At 71.6% G+C, this 2,993-nt stretch carries 4 protein-coding genes; 2 read left to right on the top strand and 2 right to left on the bottom strand.

Annotated elements, in window-relative coordinates:
* Positions 1 to 96 precede the first annotated feature (96 nt).
* Together D7V80_RS40550 and D7V80_RS40555 are read left to right on the top strand one after the other, a co-directional pair.
* A complete protein-coding gene (locus D7V80_RS40550; protein WP_014395148.1) occupies positions 97 to 459 on the top strand; it encodes a response regulator in 363 nt (120 codons plus the stop codon).
* 78 nt (positions 460 to 537) lie between these two features.
* On the top strand, positions 538 to 1,002 hold the full coding sequence (locus D7V80_RS40555) for a hypothetical protein (RefSeq protein WP_120593104.1): 465 nt from the start codon (positions 538 to 540) through the stop codon (positions 1,000 to 1,002).
* A gap of 13 nt (positions 1,003 to 1,015) precedes the next feature.
* Here D7V80_RS40555 and D7V80_RS40560 read toward each other — a convergent pair whose 3' ends face one another.
* Both D7V80_RS40560 and D7V80_RS40565 read right to left on the bottom strand, forming a co-directional pair.
* Entirely contained in the window at positions 1,016 to 2,002 is a 987-nt protein-coding gene (locus D7V80_RS40560) for an N-acetylmuramoyl-L-alanine amidase-like domain-containing protein (protein ID WP_120593105.1), read from the bottom strand.
* Complete coding sequence (locus tag D7V80_RS40565; RefSeq protein ID WP_199738986.1) at positions 1,999 to 2,982, bottom strand: HEAT repeat domain-containing protein; 984 nt, start codon at positions 2,980 to 2,982, stop codon at positions 1,999 to 2,001. Before D7V80_RS40565 ends, D7V80_RS40560 begins: the two co-directional genes overlap by 4 nt.
* Between the last annotated feature and the right edge of the window lie 11 nt (positions 2,983 to 2,993).

Here is a 2,993-nt window from a genome sequence, read left to right on the forward strand (position 1 = left end):
CCTCCCGCCTGCCCTCCCCCGAAGCAGCCAGCCGGACGTCACCGCGCCCGGGACGCGTTGGACGAATCCCGCTCGGCACCGGGTTGCTCTAGTCGCATGGATGGCGAGCGAATCAAGGTCCTGCTGGTGGAGGACGACGGGGACAGCCGCGAGCTCCTTGCGGAGCTCCTGGAGGACGACTTCGAGGTCACCACCGCGTCGGATGGCGTGGCGGGACTGAAGGCGTTCGAGGCCACGCACCCCGACGTCGTCGTGACGGATGAATCCCTGCCCGGAATGAACGGCACGGAGCTGGCGCAGCAGGTGAAGGAGCGCGAGCCCAGGGCCCGCGTCGTCCTGGTCTCCGGCTACGCACAGGTGGAGGGCGCGGACTACTGCGATGCCGTGTTGCGCAAACCCATCGACGTGGAGCGCCTGAGCCGCATGGTGGGCGAGCTGGGAGACGCGGCGCGGCACTGATGGGAAATTCGCGCCGGGCACAGCCTGCCATCCGCGCGAGCCGTTCCTAACATTCCAGCCATCGCCCAGGAGGGCCCCATGAGGTACTGCGCACGGTGTGGCTCGGAGTATCAGGACAGTGTCGTGGACTGCACGGATTGCCCCAACCACCCACCGCTCGTGTCCGCCGAGGAGATGCACGAGCGGGGGCTGCCCCTGCCCCATGAGCTGGATCAACGCCGCTTCGTGAGGGCGGGCGTCGCGGACGATCCCGTGACGGCCCAGGTCTTCGTGGACGTGCTGGACGAGCACCGCATCCCGCTCATCGTGCGCCCCGGCCGCTCGGGCGTGGTGGACGAGCTGACCACGGGCAACCTGCTGCCCTGGTGGGAGCTGCTGGTGCCGGACACCGAGCAGGTCCGCGCCGCCCTGCTCCTGGAGGAGGAGAGGATCCAGACGCGCGTCTACGCGGACGAGGCCGCCCGCGCGGCGGAGGAAGAAGAACTCGAGGACGAACGGGCACGCCAGGCGCCGGCCGACAACAGCGCGCCCCCGGCGTACTAGCGGCCCGTTGCCGTCAGGGCGTGCCCACGTCCGCGCTGCCTTGAGCGGGCGCGGGCTGGGACGCGAGCGTGTCGGGCGGACGCCGGGCCTCGAAGAGGCTCACGCCCGTCACCTTCCATTTGTCGTAGCGCGCGTTGCGGGCGAGGAACGTCTCCAGGTCCTCGTCCACCACGCGGTTGTAGCCGCCCCTGGATGCGTGGCGCAGGTACGTGCGCTTCTTCTTCTGCACCACGAAGCCCAGGTGGGTGATGCGCGTGGCCTTCAGCGGCAGGTCCTCGCGCATCACGACGAGGATGGTCCCAGAGGCCACGCCGCGCGCGTGCTCGAGCACCTTGTCCAACGGAATCATGTCCAGGGTGAAGGTGCCCACGGGCTGGCGCTCGCGGGGCAGCTGCAGCGCCATGGACGACTTCGACTGCCAGGTGTGCGCGGTGAGCGTCTTGGTGACGGAGACGGTGTCCGCCTTCGCGTACTTGCGCGTCACGTCCACCAGCAGGCCCTTCTTGATGTTGTTGGGCAGCCACTGGGCTTCCATCAGGTGGTTGCGGTCCTCGTAGGTGGGCGTGCTCGCGTAGCGGATCCGCTCCAGCAGCGCCGGCACCTCCGCCTCGCCCTTCGCCAGGCCCAGGGCCAGCGACTCCTCCACGAAGGTGAGGCAGTCCACCGCGTCCAGGCGGAAGGTGGGGTCGGGGTCCACGCCCTGCCCCTCCCCCAGCGGCGACAGGACATAGGGCGTGTTGAGGAACTTCTCGCTCATGCCCAGCAGGCGCTCCGCCAGCGGGGACTCGGCCTTGTCGGCGATGAGGGCCGCGCGCTGCTCGGGCGTGAGCGCGCTCCAGCCGTTCTCCCGCACGGGCGGAGCCACCGGGGCGGCCGCCGGCTGCGCGGGCGCGGTGAGCGACGCGGGCACCGCGCGCGCCGGAGGCACGGCCGGCGGGGCCGGGTTCTTCGCGGGAGCCTGGGACAGGAGCGCGAGCGCGCAGACACCCCACACGCTCACGGCGCCACCCCGGCCTTGCGCAGGATGGCCTTGCGGCGGTCGTCCGCGAGCTGGAGCGTCTCCAGCTCCCTCTCATAGACGAGCTTCTCTTCACCCTTCGCGTTCCACGACGCGAGCACCAGCCAGTCCAGCGACGCGGCATCGCCGCCCTGGTACAGCACGCGTGCGGCGGTGGCAGCCAGGGTGCGGTCCGCGTCCTTCAGGAGCGGCGACAGCACGGGGCTGGCCTTCTTCGCCGGCACGCCCTCGAAGAGCACCAGCCCCTGGCGGCGCACGAACTTGTCCGTGTTGCCCAGGAGCTTCTGCGCGAAGGCGAAGCCCTCCGGGGCACCCAGCCGGCACAGGCCCCGGGCCGCGGCGAAGCGCGTGCTCTCCGAGTCGCTGTCCAGGTACGTCTTGAGCGCGGCCTTCTGCTTCGCGTCACCGGTCGCGCCCGCGGCCTCCAGCAGCGCCGCGCGGACCTCCAGCTCCTGTTCGTCCTTCGCGGCGGCCATCAGCGGCTTGCCCATCTTCGGGTTCTTGGACGCCCCCAGGGCCCGCGCGGCCTCGCGGCGCACGCCGCTGCTCTTGTCCTGGAGCAGCGGCAGCACGGCGGCGGTGTTGCGGCTGCCCAGCCGGGCCAGCCCCTGCGCCGCGTACATGCGCACAGTGCTGTCGCCGTCCGACGCCAGCTTCACCAGCGTGGCCTCACCGTTGCGCGCGCCCAGCGACGCCAGCAGCGCCACGAGGTTGCGGCGGGTGCGCTCCTCGTAGGTGGTGCGCAGCATCGGGCCAATCTCCTCGGCCGCGTAGGCCTCCTCGCGCAGGAAGCGCAGGCGCGAGGTGGCGGGGGGCACGGCGGCGCCGTTGGCCACCTGGGCGAGCACCGTGTCCGCCTCCGCGCGGCTCTGGGCCTTCTTGGACGCGGCCCCAGGGCCAGCGAGGCCGGTCAGGGGCAACAGCAGCACGACGAGCAGGGCACGGACGGACGGTGGACGCACAGGGGCGGAAC

Source organism: Corallococcus sp. CA054B (genome assembly GCF_003611625.1).
GTDB classification, from domain to species: Bacteria; Myxococcota; Myxococcia; order Myxococcales; family Myxococcaceae; genus Corallococcus; species Corallococcus coralloides.